The 16,227-nt window shown below is 56.9% G+C and carries 16 protein-coding genes; 7 read left to right on the forward strand and 9 right to left on the reverse strand.

The genetic code is table 11. The features are described from left to right. Positions 1-13 precede the first annotated feature (13 nt). From ACR3FC_RS15150 to ACR3FC_RS15165, 4 genes are all read right to left on the reverse strand, one after another. Positions 14-1,249 (reverse strand): NAD(P)-binding domain-containing protein, encoded by a 1,236-nt coding sequence (locus ACR3FC_RS15150; RefSeq protein WP_480476188.1) that lies wholly within the window; start codon positions 1,247-1,249, stop codon positions 14-16. A 29-nt stretch (positions 1,250-1,278) separates the two neighbouring features. Next, a complete protein-coding gene (locus tag ACR3FC_RS15155; RefSeq protein WP_480476190.1) occupies positions 1,279-1,842 on the reverse strand; it encodes an OsmC family protein in 564 nt (187 codons plus the stop codon). 83 nt (positions 1,843-1,925) lie between these two features. Further along, positions 1,926-2,396, reverse strand: coding sequence for a cupin domain-containing protein (locus ACR3FC_RS15160; protein WP_480476192.1), 471 nt, complete (start codon positions 2,394-2,396; stop codon positions 1,926-1,928). Positions 2,397-2,508: 112 nt separating this feature from the next. Next, positions 2,509-3,393 carry a class I SAM-dependent methyltransferase gene (locus ACR3FC_RS15165; protein WP_480476194.1) on the reverse strand — a complete coding sequence of 295 codons (885 nt, stop codon included), beginning with the start codon at positions 3,391-3,393 and terminating at the stop codon, positions 2,509-2,511. Between the two features lie 118 nt (positions 3,394-3,511). Here ACR3FC_RS15165 and ACR3FC_RS15170 point away from each other — a divergent pair, with 118 nt between their 5' ends. The 4 genes from ACR3FC_RS15170 (at position 3,512) to ACR3FC_RS15185 (ending at position 8,154) form a co-directional block, all read left to right on the forward strand. Continuing rightward, positions 3,512-5,074 (forward strand): winged helix-turn-helix domain-containing tetratricopeptide repeat protein, encoded by a 1,563-nt coding sequence (locus tag ACR3FC_RS15170; RefSeq protein WP_480476196.1) that lies wholly within the window; start codon positions 3,512-3,514, stop codon positions 5,072-5,074. A gap of 390 nt (positions 5,075-5,464) precedes the next feature. Beyond that, complete coding sequence (locus ACR3FC_RS15175; RefSeq protein ID WP_480476198.1) at positions 5,465-6,097, forward strand: TetR/AcrR family transcriptional regulator; 633 nt, start codon at positions 5,465-5,467, stop codon at positions 6,095-6,097. A gap of 45 nt (positions 6,098-6,142) precedes the next feature. Next, a complete protein-coding gene (locus ACR3FC_RS15180) occupies positions 6,143-6,985 on the forward strand; it encodes a CPBP family intramembrane glutamic endopeptidase (protein WP_480476200.1) in 843 nt (280 codons plus the stop codon). Then, positions 6,982-8,154, forward strand: coding sequence for a serine hydrolase domain-containing protein (locus ACR3FC_RS15185; protein ID WP_480476202.1), 1,173 nt, complete (start codon positions 6,982-6,984; stop codon positions 8,152-8,154). The genes ACR3FC_RS15180 and ACR3FC_RS15185 overlap by 4 nt, the downstream gene beginning before the upstream one ends. Before the next feature lie 198 nt (positions 8,155-8,352). On the opposite strand, the gene ACR3FC_RS15190 is transcribed toward ACR3FC_RS15185, so the two are convergent. Continuing rightward, the gene (locus ACR3FC_RS15190; protein WP_480476204.1) at positions 8,353-9,348 is read right to left on the reverse strand and encodes an N-acetyltransferase family protein; all 996 of its coding nucleotides are present in this window, start codon (positions 9,346-9,348) and stop codon (positions 8,353-8,355) included. A 122-nt stretch (positions 9,349-9,470) separates the two neighbouring features. Between ACR3FC_RS15190 and ACR3FC_RS15195 the strand changes: the two genes are divergently transcribed. Both ACR3FC_RS15195 and ACR3FC_RS15200 read left to right on the forward strand, forming a co-directional pair. Beyond that, a complete protein-coding gene (locus tag ACR3FC_RS15195; protein ID WP_480476206.1) occupies positions 9,471-10,334 on the forward strand; it encodes a LysR family transcriptional regulator in 864 nt (287 codons plus the stop codon). 458 nt (positions 10,335-10,792) lie between these two features. Then, positions 10,793-11,203, forward strand: coding sequence for a LysR substrate-binding domain-containing protein (locus ACR3FC_RS15200; RefSeq protein ID WP_480476208.1), 411 nt, complete (start codon positions 10,793-10,795; stop codon positions 11,201-11,203). A gap of 30 nt (positions 11,204-11,233) precedes the next feature. On the opposite strand, the gene ACR3FC_RS15205 is transcribed toward ACR3FC_RS15200, so the two are convergent. The 4 genes from ACR3FC_RS15205 to ACR3FC_RS15220 form a co-directional block, all read right to left on the reverse strand. Continuing rightward, entirely contained in the window at positions 11,234-11,803 is a 570-nt protein-coding gene (locus ACR3FC_RS15205; protein ID WP_170473744.1) for a carboxymuconolactone decarboxylase family protein, read from the reverse strand. Positions 11,804-11,940: 137 nt separating this feature from the next. Next, positions 11,941-12,426, reverse strand: a complete 486-nt coding sequence (locus ACR3FC_RS15210) for a YHS domain-containing (seleno)protein (RefSeq protein WP_480476210.1) — start codon at positions 12,424-12,426, stop codon at positions 11,941-11,943. 48 nt (positions 12,427-12,474) lie between these two features. Then, the gene (locus tag ACR3FC_RS15215; RefSeq protein WP_058282012.1) at positions 12,475-13,341 is read right to left on the reverse strand and encodes a cysteine hydrolase family protein; all 867 of its coding nucleotides are present in this window, start codon (positions 13,339-13,341) and stop codon (positions 12,475-12,477) included. A 161-nt stretch (positions 13,342-13,502) separates the two neighbouring features. Beyond that, positions 13,503-14,480: an AraC family transcriptional regulator gene (locus tag ACR3FC_RS15220; protein ID WP_237217123.1), complete on the reverse strand. Its 978-nt coding sequence runs from the start codon at positions 14,478-14,480 to the stop codon at positions 13,503-13,505. A 227-nt stretch (positions 14,481-14,707) separates the two neighbouring features. Between ACR3FC_RS15220 and ACR3FC_RS15225 the strand changes: the two genes are divergently transcribed. Continuing rightward, positions 14,708-15,580, forward strand: a complete 873-nt coding sequence (locus ACR3FC_RS15225; protein WP_170379994.1) for a bile acid:sodium symporter family protein — start codon at positions 14,708-14,710, stop codon at positions 15,578-15,580. The last annotated feature ends 647 nt before the right edge of the window (positions 15,581-16,227 follow it).

Below are 16,227 nucleotides of genomic sequence, written 5' to 3' on the forward strand. Positions count from 1 at the left end.
TTGTTCCTTCCGATTATGCGGCGAATTTGCTGACCAGACGCGCGGTCAGATGGGCTGCCAAATCGGCAGCGTCGTCGGCTGCGCCGTCGATGAATGTCGACTTGCGACGACGCAGAAAGGGCAGACCCATGACATAGAGTCCGTCGGCAATCACCCCGCCGTCGTGGCGTACTTGGCCCTTTTGATCGAATACCGGCAGCTCAAGCCAACTGAAGTCCGGGCGGTAGCCCGTTGCCCAGACAACAGATCCGAACCCTTCCTTCTTGAGATCAATGGCCAAGCGCGGCGATGTTGGAATACGGGTGCGGACTGGTCGCTCGGGCGGGTCCATGAAATCTTGCAGACCGGTCCTCAAGGACCACGCGTCAAACAATGCGAGCAGGCGATCCATTTTGAGGTCTGCCAATGCAAAGATATTGGCCAGCGACCCGGAAAACTGTGCCTGTCCATCGGACAGACCCGCCATTCGCCCAATTAGTTCAATACCGATATCCTGCAGCGCGTTCAGGTCTATTGGGTCGTGGGAACCCGCCAGTTGCAGCGATGGCAAGCGACGCTGGCGGTCGATGTCCTCGACATCCTCATAACTGTCCGACCACCGACCGGTCATTTCCATCCACGCAAGAATATCTGCATTGCGATAGCGGCGTGGGATCCGGACGTGTTCGCCAACCGACAAGGTGACATCTCGTCCCGAAATCTGCAGCTCGCGCGCGATTTGCGTACCCGATGCCGAGGCACCGACGACCAAGACCTTGCCCGGCGGAAGATCGGTGGGTCGTTTGTAGTCCAAAGGCGTGAATTGAGCGATGTCTGCCGGCAGAGCATCTGCAAACGTGGGTCGGCTTGCCGTAGACGTCGCGCCCGTCGCGATTACGACAGTGTCGCAAAAGATCGTGCCCTGATCTGTGATAACGCGATATCCGCGCGTTTGAGGTGAGACGCCAAGAACTGTCGTTTCAGTCATCACCGGAGCGTTGATTGCGGCAGCGGACCTGTCGAATTGGGCAATCAGTTCGGCGCAGGTCATATATCCGTCTCGGTCCGATCCTGAATAAGCGGTGCCGGGAAGATCGTTCATCCAGTTGGGGGTCAACAGGCGCAGGCTGTCCCAGCGTTCAGTGCGCCAGCTGTTGGCGATCTTGCCGCGTTCGAGGATCACATGATCCACCTCGCGCGCGGCAAGCTCTTTGCTCATGGCGAGTCCGCTATGCCCGGCGCCGATGATGACGGTCGTGATATATTTCATGACACTCGCTTCTCTTGTTGATCCGCGCCTTAGGCGACAGTGACATTCACGTTGGTTGGGTTCGTCAGGATGTCGAACACGGCCGAGCGCTTCTGCGATTGCGCCACAAGGGCGGCGATATCTTCACGCGATGCATCCGCGTCGATCTCGAACGACGCACGGATCGCGGAAAAACCGTTGCGGATATCGGGGTCCATGCCGAGAATGCCGCGGACGTCGATGTCTCCTTCGACCATGACGCGGACCGCGTTCAACTGGATGCCGCGGTGTTGCGCAACCGAAGCAACGCCGCCGGTCAGGCAGGATGCCAGAGCGGCCAAGACAATTTCCGGCGGTGTTGGCGCGCGATCGGCGGCGTGAAAGACCTCTGGGTGATCGGATTCGATCTTGTAGGTCTGCTTGCGCTCGTGCTCCTGACCCAGCCCGAAATAACCATTCAGGCTGTTCGTGCTGTAGGTGCCTTCGATCCACGCGCAATCGCTGCGGAAGGTAAAGGCCGCGGCCTCGGGCATTTGGTCGAATGCACCGCGCGCGCCCATTAGGGCTTCGGTATCGACTCCATTGTTGGCCTTGATTTCAGATTGATATGTCATTTTCGTTTCCTTTCGGTTTTTGGGTTGGTCTGGTGGTTGGAAGAATGCAGGGCTGCGGGCAGCCCTGCAGAGGATTGCCTGGTCTACTGGCCGACGGGATTGTCGGCAGGGTCCATGTAGGTGATGTCGAACGGACCGGGCCCGTGGATCTGCAGGACCGTTTCAGCAGTGGTCCAGGCATAGTGCGGGTGGCCTGCCGGCATTTCGACAAATCCGCCAGCTTTCAAAAGCTGGCTTGACCCCCGATCCAGCTTTTCACCATGGCCGACGTTGAATTCGCCAGAGATCACCGTGATCAGTTCATCGCCTGAATGAATGTGGGCCGGCACATCGTAGCCGACTGGCAGCTTGAGCCGCAGGACATACCAGCCATCGCCGAACGGATTGCCGGACACGACCGCGATTTCAGCGCCAGCAGGCAATACCGGCGGAGCAGGCGCCCATTCGGCGGCCTCGGCCAGGTAAGGAGCAGGAGCATGCGTGTCCTGGGCCTGGGCGGTCCCTGCCACGGTGAGCGCGGCCAAAATTGTTGCAAGTGTGGTCGTGTAGTTCATGGTCGTTTTCCTTTCTGGTTTCTTGTCGGCAAAGCCGGGTCGGTCGGCGCGGACGGCGATAGATGCCCGCGCCTGGTAATGGCCGCACATGCGGCCGCTGGTGAAAATGGGATCAGACCGGGTTGCGGGCCGTGATCAGCCACGATGAACTGTCCATCCAGAGGCCCTCCTCGCGGGCGATGACGGCCTCGAACATTTCACCCAGTGCAGCTTCGATCTCAGGCCGCTTCGCTTCGCCAAGTGGGCCTGCCTCGCGGAACGTTTCCCCGGCTGGGCCAATGGCCAATTGGAAGGCAATTGCATCGGCAATGTCGCGTCCGACCAGGACCTTGGCGTCGACGCGCTGGAAGACGATGTCCTCAAAGCCAGCGGCCTCCATCTGCGCCCGTGTCACGGCCTCATCGGCCATGGAAAACGGTCCGGGACCACAGGTCACAGCGTCTTCTCCGGGCGGTGGCAGATACCGACGAACGATATCGCGCGCCTCGATCAGCCAGGGATTGTCGGACCGATCACGCCAGACGATGTGGGCCAGCCGACCGCCGGGTTTCAGACAAAACCGCATGGCCCGCAGTCCTGCGACAGGATTGGCAAAGAACATCGTCCCGAAACGCGCAAACACCATGTCAAACGGTGGCTCGTTAAGTCCGCGTTCGACGTCCGCACATCCGAAGCGGATGTTTTCAATCCCTTGTTGTTCTGCTTCTTGCCGCGCGATATCGAGAAAAGCGTTGCAGCAATCGACGCCCAGCACTGCGCCCTGCGAGCCGGTCGCATTGGCAAGCGCTATCGCGGTATCGCCAAACCCACAGCCGACATCCAGGATGCGCTGGCCCTTTTGGACGGGAAGCATCGGAAAGACCGCCTCGGAATGACGCGACAACCCGCCTTCAAGGATGTGGCGGTACCGAACGAACTTCGGTGCAAGTACGTCGTTCCAGAAATCGACCAGCGGCGATGCGGGCTCGGCTTCCGGGATATAGGTCTGTTGGTTCATTTCTAGTCTCCATGTCGTGATCCATTTCGAGATCAACCTGACGGAGGTCGGGCCATTGTGCTTGAGGGAGAGCTGAGAATTTCGTGGCGAAGTTCTGAGGAAATCGTAGTCTGGGAAGATGAGATACGATTTTGAAGATTTTACTCTGGATACAGCCCTAGGGCAGCTTTCGCAGACGGGGCAAGAGGTCCAAGTCGAGCCGCGCGCCTTCGCGCTCTTGTGCCACCTTGTGGCCAACGCCGACCGGCTGGTGACCAAAGACGAACTGGTCGAGGTCATCTGGGACGGCAGGATTGTGACTGATGCTGCGATCTCGACGCTTCTAAAGACCGTGCGTCGGTCGGTGGGTGACGATGGCAAGTCTCAGCGGTTTATCCGCACGATCCACGGGCGCGGATTTCGCTTTGTGGGTCCGCTGCGCCAGAGCATTCCCGCACGTGCCAAATCTGAGGTGATTTTGCCCGGCGAGGAGTCGGTAACCGAAACGTCCCGTCCGTCGATTGCGGTGTTCCCGTTTCGCAGTGTTGGTCAGCTGGAAGGCTGGTCCGCAATGGCCGACGCAGTTCCGGCGGAACTCATTTCTTCACTGTCGCGCCTCAGATGGCTCCGAGTGCTGGCGCGAGGGTCCACCTTTCGGTTTCGCGACCCGCTACCGGACATGTCCGTCATCCGCACCACCCTCGGTGCCACCTATAGCCTTGTGGGTGATGTCGAAATAATCGGACGCCGCATTTCGATTACCGTGGAGCTGTCCGACACACGCGATGGCCGAGTCATCTGGTGCGAGACATTGGCGGGCGCCATTGACGACGTACACCAAATCCGGACCGACATTGTCCGGCTCGTCTGTTCGGGTCTCGAACTTCACATCAACATGCACGAGACCGAACGTGCGCGATTGCGGTCGCCTGAGAGCCTCGACGCCTGGAGCCTGTTTCATCTTGGCCTTCATCACATGTATCGGTTCACCGAGAAGGATAACGCAATCGCAGCCGAGCACTTTGCCAAGGCGACCAAACTCGATCCCGGTTTTGCCCGCGCCTTTGCAGCGCGGTCCTTCACCTCCTTTCAGGCCGCGTTCATGACGTATTCCACGGACCGCGCCCAAGAGGTCGACAATGCAAGACGGTTTGCAGAGAAGTGCCTTGAAATCGACCCGTTGGATCCGTTCGGAAATTTCAACTACGGTCGATCGTTTTGGCTCAATGATGATCACGATTCAGGCCAATCCTACCTGCAGCGTTCCGTAGGAATGAGCCCCAGCTTTGCTCACGGCCTATATGCAAAGTCGCATGCCGATATGATTGTCGGACACGGTGCTCCCGCTCTGGTTTCGGCGAATGACGCAATATCGCTCAGTCCGCTGGACCCATTTCTCTATGCCATGTATCAGGCCAAGGCCCTCGCCCATCTGCACCTTGGCGAACACGAGCAAGCCTGCGAAAGTACCGACAAAGGCGCGCGTGAGCCCGGTGCGCATTACATCGTCACGACAATAGCAGCCGGCGTAAACAAGGTTGCAGGAAGGAATGCGCAGGCGCAGTTCTGGCACGACCAGACACTCGCACGCCGTCCCGACGCTTCGATTGCGCAGTTCTTTTCCGCCATCCCGATACACGACCCGGTGGTCAGAAAAGACCTGCATCTGGCTCTCAAAGACTTGGGATTTTCAGAGACCTGATCACTGTTTCAACTAAAAATCTGAGGTGTGATTGCGAGCTCAGCGCGGCTATCAAGATAATGATTTTCTTGGCGGCACCTGGCGTGTGATCTGGCGTTTGCCCCCGGCAATGTGCCTTCCTACACCAGTGTCAGAAATTCGGAATGTAATCGCAGAATTCCGAGTGCTTGGTCAATGTCCGGTTAGGGCCTATTTGGTGCCATTTCCATGGCTGATCCTCCGATCCACTATGCCCTTCCCATCTACAACCCAACGTTGCTGACCTTCGATATCACCGACTCCGGCAAAATTCTCCGGCGCTAGAGCCATGCCGGAGGAGTTCTTCGAGTGTTCACCATCTTGACCGACTGACCGTCAGTCAGTAAGAAGATTGCAAATTGGAGACTCACCTTGGCACGGATCGTCAAAGCCCCAGAGGAACGGCGCGCGGAAATCATCGAAACAGCGGATCGGTTGTTTCGGCAGCATGGTTACGCGAAGTGCTCGGTGGAGATGATCATTCGTGAAATTGGGGTCGCGAAAGGAACGTTCTACTACTACTTCAAGTCGAAGCCGGACATTCTTGAAGCCATCGTTGACAAGGCGCTCACCCAGATCGTCGAGATGGCAAGCAGCGTTGCCAAAGAGCCATCGCTCACAGCAATGCAAAAGATGGAGGCGCTTCTGGGGAACAGCCACATCGGCGATGACGACAGCCTGGACGTCGCCGAGATGCTGCACTTGCCCGAAAACCGCGAGCTTCACGAACTCACCAATATCCAGACAGTTCTGCAGCTCTCGCCAATCCTTGCCCAGATTGTGGAGCAAGGGATTGGAGAGGGGGTCTTCGATGTCGACAAGCCCCTCGAGACCATCCAGTTTCTATTCACCGGCGCACAGTTCCTGACGGACGGCGACATGTTCGGCTTCGATGAAGCCGAGCTGCGCGCGCGGCGCTTGGCGATGCAGACAATCATAGAAAAAGCACTCGGCGCAAAACCGGGAAGCTTTGACTTCATGAACCCCATTCGGGTCGTGAAGTAGAGGCATGAGCAGGGAAACGCATCTCAATAATCGGGGGAATTTCCCATGGCAGATATTTCTGCACCAACAAGGACCTACCCGGTTCCATCCCATGCTCTGACAGTTTTCTTCGTTTTGACCTTCGCCATCACCTGGGGCGTTGTCAGCTTGTACATCATCGCGCCTGAATGGGCGTCATCGACCTTTGGCGAGATCAGCGGATCGCACCCGTTCTTCTTTCTCGCGACCTGGGCGCCGGCGATCTCGGCCTTTTCGCTCGTGCTTTACTTTGGCGGTATTGCAGGGCTCAAAGCCTTTTTCTCCCGGCTGACTTTATGGCGTTTGTCGCCAGTTTGGGTCGCCTTCATTGGGATCGGCATTCCGCTTGTCTTCATGATCGGGTCGTCTCTCAAGTCAGGCCCGCTGTTTGCACCTATTCCACCCGAAGGCCTCGGCGCTATGATCGCCCTCACCTTCATGATGCTCTTCCTTGGACCGATTGAAGAGTTCGGCTGGCGCGGTTTCGCGCAACCCATCCTGCAACGGCACTTAGCCCCTCTTTGGGCAGGCATGATCATAGGAACCATCTGGGGCATCTGGCACCTTCCGGCGTTCTTCCTCTCCGGCACGGTCTTTGCAGCATGGAATTTCTTTCCGTTTCTTGTCGGCAACATCACTCTGGCCGTCCTTGTGACTCCGATCTTTAATTCAGGTCGCGGCAGCCTTTTCTGGCCCATGCTGTTTCATTGGCAGCTGATCCTGCCCGTCTGGCCGGATGCGCAGCCCTATGACACATGGCTTCTCGTCATTGTGGCGGCGGTGGTTGTCTGGTGGAACCGGGAGACCATGCTGCAACGACAGGGTGCCGTCACTGAGGTCATCCCCGTCGACGGGAGGGCCGACCCATGAGATCGCTCTTTCGCTCAGTTACGGTTGTTCCTGTCCTTCTGTCCCTACTATTCCAAGCCGCCATTGCAGAACCATTGGACAGAAGATCGGACGTTCAAGCGCTGCTGGAATCCTTTCACGAGTCCTATGGGTTTCCGGGCGCGACGCTTGCCTATGTCGGCGTGGACGGCAAAGTCCAAAGCTTCGCGATTGGCCTCTCGGACGTCGAGGCAGTCACTCCGATGACGTCCGAAACACGGATGCTGGCGGCCAGTATCGGAAAGACGATCTGGGGGGCTCTCACGCTCTCTCTCGAGGGTGATGGCGTGATCAGCCGATCCGACTTGGTGTCGGAGTACCTCGGAGATGAGCCTTGGTTTGCCCGGGTGCCAAACGCGGATCACATCACGATCGGACATCTTCTCACGCATTCATCGGGGCTGCCGGATCAAGCTCACATGGAAGGATTTGCGTCCGACGTGATCGTGTTGGGCCAACAAGCAGCCTTTGATCCTGTGGACTTGGTGTCGTTTGTGTTGGACGAGCCCGCGCTCTTTGAGGCCGGGACAGCTTGGAGCTACACCGATACGGGCTACATTCTGTTGGGCTTGGTCATAGAGGCTGCGACGGACGCAAGTGTGTTTGAGCTTACCACTGAGCGTCTGCTGGTTCCGCTTGGCCTCACTGCTACGGTCCCATCAGATACAACGACGCTCGAAGGCATTGCCGTAGGATATACAGTCAACGACAATCCATTCGGTCTCGCGCCACGTACGATGGATAGCAGCGGTCGATTGACGTGGAATCCCGTGGTCGAATGGACAGGAGGTGGATTTGCCTCCACCTCAGCGGACCTCGCTCTGTGGGGTCATGCGCTGTTCTCAGGTGCTGCGATGGACACGGATTATTTGGACGCTCTGCTGGACGGGGTGGCAGTCCATCCGGACGCCCCGGGCGTGTTCTACGGAGCTGGCGTTGCGATCTATCAGGAAACCCCGCGCGGTCCGGTTTTCGGTCACGGCGGCTGGATTCCCGGCTACGTTTCGAGCCTCCGACACTATGCGGACCACGACCTCACAATTGCATTCCAGATCAATAGCGACGTGGGCGTTGTGGACAATAGCACCGATCTCGTTCCTGCCTTAGAGGAGGCGCTTGCAAGCACGCTCATTGGCACCCTACAGCAATAAGTGACTATTGAAGTTGCAATGTCCGCTTTGGGAAAGCCGCAATGGAGCGAAGACCTCCTGGCCTAAGGTCCGCTTAGGGGCCGTCCTTGCTGTTGCAACATCAATCCCTAGGCTAACATGCTGCGACTGATCTAACGGCAGTAGCGAGCCCAATTTCACCGATGCTGCGGACTGACCGAATGGCAGCTTAGAAAATGCCTAGCGCTTGATGGACCAAACCATTGCTGTCTCGTAACCGGCGGATTCCAGCAACTCGATCTTGGACATCCATACCGCCGGACAGACGACAAATGCGGCTCCCGTTCCACGGTTGGCAAACGCCGTCTCGGCGGCGCGTAACAGCGCGCTCGCACCTTCACTGCCTTGGTCGAGAGCCGCCGGGTTGGCCAGCTCGGGGTGATAATAGTCATCAATCACACCCGTCCCTGTGATGTCGTGGGCAGGGGGAAAATGCAGCCGTGAGGCGGGCTGTGCGATGACGTATCCCTGCAAATCCTCGGACGCGCCCAGAACCATCATGTCCCGATCCCGGAGTGTAAGGCTTCGCGTCATCCAAGCTGAGAACCGTGAATCAGCTTCGGGGTGGATTTCCCAGAAGGGGTCGATGTCGAAAAGAACCTGCCGGTTTTCGGCGCTGCGCGCAACGATACCGGGAACATCGTCTTCCGTCGCTTGCCGAATGTCGGCTGGCATTCCCCTGTCACCAAGGTCGGTGCGCGAAAAGTAGAGCGTAAGGGACTCGTACCCGTTTGCCTCGAAGGCGCTGCGCCAGTCCTCGCCTGCGACGTAAGAGGTTAAATTGATCCGCGCTCCGGCTTCATGAAGGGCGTTTTCGGCTGTGGACAGCAAAGCCTCGACCGTGCCGCGCGGCGCATCGGGTGCCACGAAAGAGTCGGGGAGGATCAGACCTGGCTCACCGAAGGAACCCGCGTAGATCGGCGGCACAGGCAGCATCATCGCGTGAATTACGCCGGTGACCTGACCGCCATCCTCCGCGACCCGCCAAATCTGCTGAAAGGGCTGTTGTTCGGCGGTCAACGCGAAGGTCAGCGCCTTCTCGATCTGCGCGGACGCATCGTCCGCCAACTTCCAGAGGGTTGCGTCCTGCGCGTGGCGTTCGCCCGCGTCCAGCATCAGAAGCTCGACCAGGCGCGGTATGTCGTCGGGTGTGGCTGGTCGAATTGTCTGGGTCATCACTCCGTCCCTTGGCTATCGCTGAGTGCTGCTTCCCCGCTTGTATCGACCGCCTGCACTAGATTGACAAAGCAGGTTAACTCCATAAGCATTTAGAAAAACTATCGCCTTTGGAGCGTCGAATGAAGAACGTGAATCTGAACGCGCTCCGTGTGTTCGCGGTTGTCGCGTCGCAGGGGAACCTGCAACGCGCCGCCGAAGAGCTGAACCTCTCGCGTGGCGCAGTCTCCCAACGGATCAAACAGCTCGAAATAGAGCTGGGGGTGGTTCTTCTCGTGCGGGGCGCACGCGGCGTCTCGCTCACGCCGGAAGGCGAGCGCTGCCGCGCGGCCATAGAGAAAGCCTTAGCGATCCTCGACACCGCGTTGGTGAGCCTCAGCGAGGAGGATGATCGCGTCACGATGCATCTTGGTTCGTCCACAGCAACTAAGTGGCTGATGCCCCGGATGGACGCTTTCGCGGCCAAGTTCCCGACTGTCTCCCTGACCACACAGGTTCACGAGCGGAGCTTGGCGCGCAGCCTGGGCCGGAACGAGATCGCGATCTGGCCCGGCAAAACGCGAGACGCGAACCCGGCCCACGGATCACGCCGACTGACCGACATTCGTCTTATCGCTGTGTGCAGCCCCGATTACCTACGCCCCGACTGGCCCATGGGTTTGGAAACCCTGCTGACGCTGCCGCTGCTTCAGGATGCACACCGCCGGTGGGAAAAGCTGATCAAGGCCACGGGATATGGAGACACGAACAAGCTGCTCAATTTTGACCGCTCTGCCTTGGCTTTGGATGCCGCCATCGGTGGTCACGGCGTTGCCATCGCGCCAACCTACATGGTGGAGAATGATCTGCAGGCCAAGAAACTGGTGGAGATTTGGGTCGATCCGGAGCCCTCTGATGATGGGCTCTATATCTCATGGGCGAAGCACCATTTGGGCCAGACGCGCATCAAGCGGATCGTTGATTGGATTGCGTCTGAATTCGAGTGAAGCAGACCTTCGGTTCGAGAAAGCGAACGGAAGCAAAGTCCGCAGAGTTCCTGTTCGAGCGAGGGTCGATTTCGCGCCTGCGACGAATGTCCGGAAAGCGGGCTGCAACCGCAGCAAATCGGTTGGCTGCTGGATGTCCGCTTAGGGGCCGTTCTCGCCGGTGGAAGTTGTTTCTATTGCCCTGATGCTGCGTTGCGCCCGAGGCCAGCTATGAGCCCAAACCAACCGATGTTGCTGAAAGCACCAATGTCAGCGATGCGCAGTAAGCGGACTTTGCAAAGTCTTTGGTACGGGTAGCAACAGAAGCCTATTTTCGCAGTATTCCGGGCCTACCCACAATGCCTCGACGAGAGACGAGGCGTTCCTCACCGCCTGCAAGGATGTAAGGACATGACGACACGCACATCGAGCCAGCTAGAACGGCTGTAGAAAGCTCAGCACCTCTCACCTGCTTACCAATGGACAGTGCCTCGGAAACCACTCCTCCCGGGCTGTGGAGAGCCACAAGGTCGGCGATCATTAATTCTACTGCCCTGAATGCATCCGCCCAATGGCATTTTCAAAGCGGTAGAAAGAGCATAACCAAACGAGTGAACCCACGCATCAGCATGAATACTAATGACGCCGTGATTGAGTTGGCGTTGCAAGGTCATGGGATCGGACGGCTTTTGTCGTATCAGGTGGCACCCTACATTGCAGATGGGCGGCTCAAGACTGTCATGAAGTCATATGAGCCACCCGAGGTTCCCATCCATCTTGTGCATCAAGAGGGTCGAACCGTGTCTGCGAAGGTACGCGCTTTTGTTGATTTTGCGGTCGAACGTCTCAAATCGGATTCCCTTATTGGCCAGAACCAAACTCAGGCCTAAGCGCAAGACCAACAATTAGGCAATATCGCGCTATTCAGCCGCCGCCGCGGATGAGGCGGTCCATGCATTTGGGACAAACGCATCATCCAAAGCCGTTTCCGCCACATGGTTCGTATAGTTCGACAGGATTTTCAACGCTGTGCCAAGGATGACTTCCAGCATGGTCTGGCGGGTATAGCCAGCCGTCAGAAACGCCTCGACCTGTGCGTCGCTGGGCCAGCCTCGGCTTTCGTTGATCACGATGACGAATTTGCGCAGTGCTTCCAATTTGGGGTCGGCGATAGGGCTGCCATCGCGTAACGCTGCGATCACGTCTTCGGGGACACCGGCCATCTGTGAAAGAGTGGTATGGGCGGCCATGCAGTACTTGCACCCGTTCAACCGGTTGTTAGTCATAAGGATGATCTGGCGCTCAGTCTCTGACAGGCTGGTCTTTCCAAAGATGTTGGAAAGTGTCGTATAGCCTTCCAAAATTGCGGGCGCTTCGGCCATGGCCGCATAAAGGTTGGGCACAAAACCATATCCTTTCAGCGATGCTTCCAGAATTGGTTTCGCGGCATCAGGGGCTGAGGCGATTGTATAGGTCTCAAAATCAGTCATGTCTGGTTTCCTTTGGGAAGAGTTTTCGACGCTCGCGAATTGTCATTGCGGACAGGGCGTCTTGGAGAAATGCCGGCCTTTTGGGGAGGGGAGAGGCAGCGGTGGCTCCGACCGGCAAAAGCCACCAAATTCCTCGATCAAAGGCTGCTGACAGGCGTGTGGTGGATGTCTGCCCACTTGGCATGGGCGCCTTGGATCACGGTCTCTTTGTCCTCAAGGTATTTCTTGAAGATGTCCTCATTCACAAAGAGATAGAGCTTGTTGTCCACGATATCGGCATACCGAACATCGCCATCAAGCTTCTTGCCTACATAGACGCCAAAGGCGCAGAACCCGCCGAATTGAGGCAGATGTGCCGTCGGATCCGCCTCGAATGTGGCTTGCGCTGCCTGCGACGCAAAATAGTAGTCCACTCCATCATGGGCCGATGTAAAAGTGGCGTTGCCCATTTCGGGTTTTTCGGCTTCAAACATCGATACAGGATCGACGCCATGCATGCCGAGGGGCTGCCCGGTCAAGGTAAGACTGTTCGAAACGTTGTATTCATCGTCAGCCAATGCCGCCGCCGCCAGGACGAGAGTCAACGCTGTTGTAAGTGCGGGAAATGTAAAGATGCGTGTCATGATATGTCCTTTCAGGATGTCGGGATCAAATTTGAAGATCGATTTGGGTCAGGCCGATTGGCCAATGCGCTCAACCGCGTCGTCGGTCCACCAGACGCCGTTGGCGACCATTCGGAAGTTGATTATGGCGGCGAGATACCCGTCACCTTCAGGCACCTTGGCCCCGGCTGTGGCATCGCGAACGACAGCGACTTCGTAGCCCAGCTCCAGCAGCTCGTAGAGATGCGCCTGCGTACACAGGTTCGCCGACATCCCCGCGAGGATCACCTTGTCGATCTTGCGTTTACGCAATTGCAGGTTCAGGTCATTCTGAGCAGGGCTATAAACCTTGTGTGGCGAGCAAATGATGGTTTCGCCATCCTCGATGTACTTCTTGTATTGCGGCATCCAGTCGGCACCTGAGCCCTCGAAGTTGTCCAAATTGAGCGGTCCCAGGCGGTCAAACATGCCGATGCTGTGCATCGTGGCTTCCAGAGTGCCCTCGAACTCCCACTTGTGGTCATGCGGGTAGTAATAGTGGGGCGAGATGAAGACCGGCATCCCCGCAGCCTTGGCGGCAATGAAAAGCCGTTCGATATTATCGACCGTGCCCTGTTCGGTCACGCTTTCGCCAACGACACCCCACGTCACACCGTCTTCTGACAAAAAATCAATCTGGGGGTCGGTCACCACAAGCGCAGTACGCCCCGGCTCGATGGTCATGTCGATTTGGGGAAGGCCTGGATTTTCCGGGTCAGCATAGTAGGCGCGTGCTTCGTCGGTCGCGGCAAGGGCCTGCCCGCCAGCCACTATTGTTGTACCTGCCGCGGCCGCACCGGCGGCTTGTTGCAAGAGTCGCCGGCGCGCCATATCGACGCGTTCGGGCGTGACGTCGCAAGCGCAGCTTGCTCCATGTTTGTGGTCATGATTGCTCATTGCAAATTTCCTTTGTCTGAGAGGGGCAAATGGGTTTGCTTTACTCGGGAGCGCCCCAGGTGGATCTGACAAAGAAGAAGTTAGGCGCCACATCGATTGAGGTATCGGCCCGCCCTGCCAAGGTTTTGGCCGAACCTGCCATGTGGTCTTGAGGTGTGTGCCTAGTCGGAGGTCGCCTGCTGCCTGAATCGTGCCGGAGCCTGGCCAACCCAGCGCTTGAAGGCGCGGCTGAACGTGCTCTGTTCCGAAAACCCGGTCATAAAGGCGATCTCGGCTATGGAAGCCTTACCGTCACGGAGCAGGTCACGAGCGAGTGCAACTTGTGCCTGACCAAGAACGTCGCGATAGGTCAGCCCTTCTTCGGCCAACCTGCGGTAAAGAGTGCGCTCGCTCATTCCCATCTCTTGGGCGACATGCGCCGCCTGCGGTGCGCCGTTACTTAGGGCTGGCGTAAGCCGGTGGACAATTGCTTGGCTCAGTGAGGTGTCGTCATCGCGAGAGTTGAACTCCTCATCCAGGTGCTTCGTCATGAAATCTGACAAGCCCGGATCGCCAAGACGATTTTCGCTTTCCAGCATAGCAGGGCGCATAGCAATGGCGTTGTGGTCAGTACCAAATTGCACGGGACAAGCAAAATGCTGGGCGTAACGTTCATGCTCTTGTCGGCACGCATGTTTGAACGCGACATATTCGAGCGACAATCCAGCACCCACAAACCGATACATATTCCGTGCAAAGGCGGCAAGCGCGCATTCGTTGCGCAATTCCAAGGCGGCGCGATGTGGCGTTTGCCCTTCAAATATCCAAAGGACCGGATCGCCGGTTTCGTCAAGTCTGTAAACTGCGGTGTCCGTGACGAGACGAAAATAACGTTCAATCCGTTGCAAAGATTCCCGCAAGGTGGGAGCTGTCTTTACAGCCAGGCCAAGGACGCCGAGATCATCGGTCGCAATCGCGTTCGCATAGGCCTCAACCAACGCAACCTCATCCGCTTGTTGCGCACGAATCCAATCTATCAAATCGAAATACGCATCATCCGCCAATTGGCCGTCTTGAGCTTCTGGTAAACGCAGCACGACAGCGCCATTCGAAATCAGGGCGCCATCGTCGTTCAGCGTCATCCCGGCGGCGTTGGCCATCGCGCGGGCGAATGCGTAAGTTACACTTGCCATACAGTGAGATTAGCACTGGAATGCTCTTTCACACCAGATCGTCCCACCCAGTGATAGGTATAATAAATAAAGACAGCCTCGATCTTCGGGCGCTTGAGGATAAATGCGCCAAACTGATAAAACTCGTCATCAGGTTTTCTGAACGGTATCGTCCGAAAGCGTGAAGAAGCATGCAGTCATAGAGGTCATGGTAGATGGGCGAAATTTTTATATCTGTGCTGCTGCCGCTCGCAGTTGTTGTCATCATGTTCTGCCTTGGCCTCGGACTCACAGCGGCTGACTTTCAACGCATCGGACGACGTCCACGTGCCTTTTGCGTCGGGGCTCTCAACCAGATCATTTTGCTGCCTTGCATCGCTTTGATGGTGATCTTTATCTTTGGGATTTCCACCGAGACAGCCGTTGGCATTATGATTTTAGCGGCCTGTCCGGGCGGGGCGATCAGTAACATCGTAACCAAGCTTTCGAATTGGGATGTTGCTTTGTCCGTTACTCTTACAGCAGTCTTCAGTCTGACTTGTGTCGTTACCGTACCGCTTATCCTGGGGTTTTCGATGCAGATGTTCATGGGGGCAACTGCGCCCGCTATCGACATCTCTTCGACGGCTTTAGCAATGTTTTTTTTAACAGCTTCTCCAATCCTAGTCGGGGTGACCGCGCGGTCATTGGCGCCGCGTATTGTAGCCGCTGTCGAACCAGTCTTTAGCAAGGTCTCTATGCTACTTTTTGCGCTGGTCATTGGAGGCGCGATCATTTCAAACTGGGTGGTGGTCGCGGATAACTTCCTTAGGCTTGGACCCGCACTTTTGGTTGTAGGTGCGTCACTCACGTTTATTGGCATCATGAGTTCAGGGATGCTCGGATGCACAGACATCGAGGCGAAGACGATTTCAATTGAGACCGGCGTTCAAAACGGAGCTTTGGGGATCGCAATTGCCACCTTGCTGTTGCCTAACACCAATGGGTTAAGCGAATATGCCATCCCATCCGCAATTTATAGCGTGGTCTGGATCGTAACAATGTTGCCTGTGTTCGCTTTCCTTGCGCGAAGAAGCCCAATTTTATGATCCTGACGCCTATTTGCCAGCTCTGATTATGGGCTGGGCCAAGTCCCTTAGTTTCCATGCCGGAGCGCCATCTGGTCAAAGAGCGATCAAGGAGCTCCCAAGCCCTCTGTGGAACGGCCGCTTTGGCGATTTTCCCTGTTGGAGGGGAAAACTGTTGCTGCCAGTGCGGTGGATCCTGCGTCAGCGAAGGTGTAGACTCCAAGGTCAGTTTTGTCCGCATGTGAGACATCGTACGCAACTGCAGCGAATGGCCGAAGTTGGTAAAAGCAGTCGTTGCGGCGCAAAACCGGACTTTGCCGCGGCAAGGATCTGTCATGAGTGACAGGTTACGAAGGGTTACCATTCATCTGACAAATAGACTCAGATGACAGCGTTGAGCCCAACCCCGTCATTGCGTTTTTTCGCTGCGTGCGCTCGCAGCACGAAAATCGCCTCGAATCCATCATTTTCAGCGCTGCCGTGCAGCGTGATTAGCGGCCATCCGTTCTCGATCCAGAGAGTTTGAGGGATCAGGCCGCACTGGATCAGAAAACACTCTCTACCGGGCATTCGATCTGGTCCCACTGGGCGAACTTTTCGAGACCTTAACGTGCTGGCATTGTGATTGGTTAGCTTCATCCTAGTAATTCTGGTTGGCCAAAGGGTAA

The organism is Ruegeria sp. AF3, from assembly GCF_056536285.1.